Source organism: Fictibacillus sp. 23RED33, from assembly GCF_015903925.1.
GTDB lineage: Bacteria > Bacillota > Bacilli > Bacillales > Fictibacillaceae > Fictibacillus > Fictibacillus phosphorivorans.
In genome coordinates this window covers 1-1,591 of sequence record NZ_JACZDX010000022.1, presented here as the reverse complement: position 1 = coordinate 1,591, position 1,591 = coordinate 1, and the positions used below count along the sequence as shown (strand labels likewise).

Sequence of the window (1,591 nt, the reverse complement as noted above, 5' to 3'; positions counted from 1 at the left end):
CGAAGGTGTTTCATAATCTCCATAGAAAGGAGGTGATCCAGCCGCACCTTCCGATACGGCTACCTTGTTACGACTTCACCCCAATCATCTGTCCCACCTTCGGCGGCTGGCTCCCAAAAGGGTTACCCCACCGACTTCGGGTGTTACAAACTCTCGTGGTGTGACGGGCGGTGTGTACAAGGCCCGGGAACGTATTCACCGCGGCATGCTGATCCGCGATTACTAGCAATTCCGGCTTCATGTAGGCGAGTTGCAGCCTACAATCCGAACTGAGAATGACTTTTTGGGATTGGCTTGGCCTCGCGGCTTCGCAACCCTTTGTATCATCCATTGTAGCACGTGTGTAGCCCAGGTCATAAGGGGCATGATGATTTGACGTCATCCCCACCTTCCTCCGGTTTGTCACCGGCAGTCACCTTAGAGTGCCCAACTGAATGCTGGCAACTAAGGTCAAGGGTTGCGCTCGTTGCGGGACTTAACCCAACATCTCACGACACGAGCTGACGACAACCATGCACCACCTGTCACTTTGTCCCCCGAAGGGGAAAGCTCTATCTCTAGAGTGGTCAAAGGATGTCAAGACCTGGTAAGGTTCTTCGCGTTGCTTCGAATTAAACCACATGCTCCACTGCTTGTGCGGGCCCCCGTCAATTCCTTTGAGTTTCAACCTTGCGGTCGTACTCCCCAGGCGGAGTGCTTAATGTGTTAACTTCAGCACTGAGGGTGGAACCCCCCAACACCTAGCACTCATCGTTTACGGCGTGGACTACCAGGGTATCTAATCCTGTTTGCTCCCCACGCTTTCGCGCCTCAGCGTCAGTTACAGGCCAAAAAGCCGCCTTCGCCACTGGTGTTCCTCCACATCTCTACGCATTTCACCGCTACACGTGGAATTCCACTTTTCTCTCCTGCACTCAAGTCTCCCAGTTTCCAATGACCCTCCACGGTTGAGCCGTGGGCTTTCACATCAGACTTAAGAGACCGCCTGCGCGCGCTTTACGCCCAATAATTCCGGATAACGCTTGCCACCTACGTATTACCGCGGCTGCTGGCACGTAGTTAGCCGTGGCTTTCTGGTTAGGTACCGTCAAGGTACGAGCAGTTACTCTCGTACTTGTTCTTCTCTAACAACAGAGCTTTACGACCCGAAGGCCTTCATCGCTCACGCGGCGTTGCTCGGTCAGGCTTTCGCCCATTGCCGAAGATTCCCTACTGCTGCCTCCCGTAGGAGTCTGGGCCGTGTCTCAGTCCCAGTGTGGCCGATCACCCTCTCAGGTCGGCTACGCATCGTCGCCTTGGTGAGCCGTTACCTCACCAACTAGCTAATGCGCCGCGGGCTCATCTGTAAGTGTCAGCCGAAACCGACTTTCAAAAAGAAGAAATGCTTCTTCTCTTATTATCCGGTATTAGCCCCGGTTTCCCGGAGTTATCCCCGTCTTACAGGCAGATTACCCACGTGTTACTCACCCGTCCGCCGCTAAATCAGAGGAGCAAGCTCCTCATCATTCGCTCGACTTGCATGTATTAGGCACGCCGCCAGCGTTCATCCTGAGCCAGGATCAAACTCTCCATAAAAGTGTTTGTCTTGCTC

General features: G+C 54.0%; 1 rRNA gene. It reads right to left on the bottom strand.

The window, feature by feature from the left end:
* Window positions 1-25 precede the first annotated feature (25 nt).
* Window positions 26-1,575 (bottom strand): 16S ribosomal RNA (locus tag IHV09_RS22190).
* Window positions 1,576-1,591: the final 16 nt, after the last annotated feature.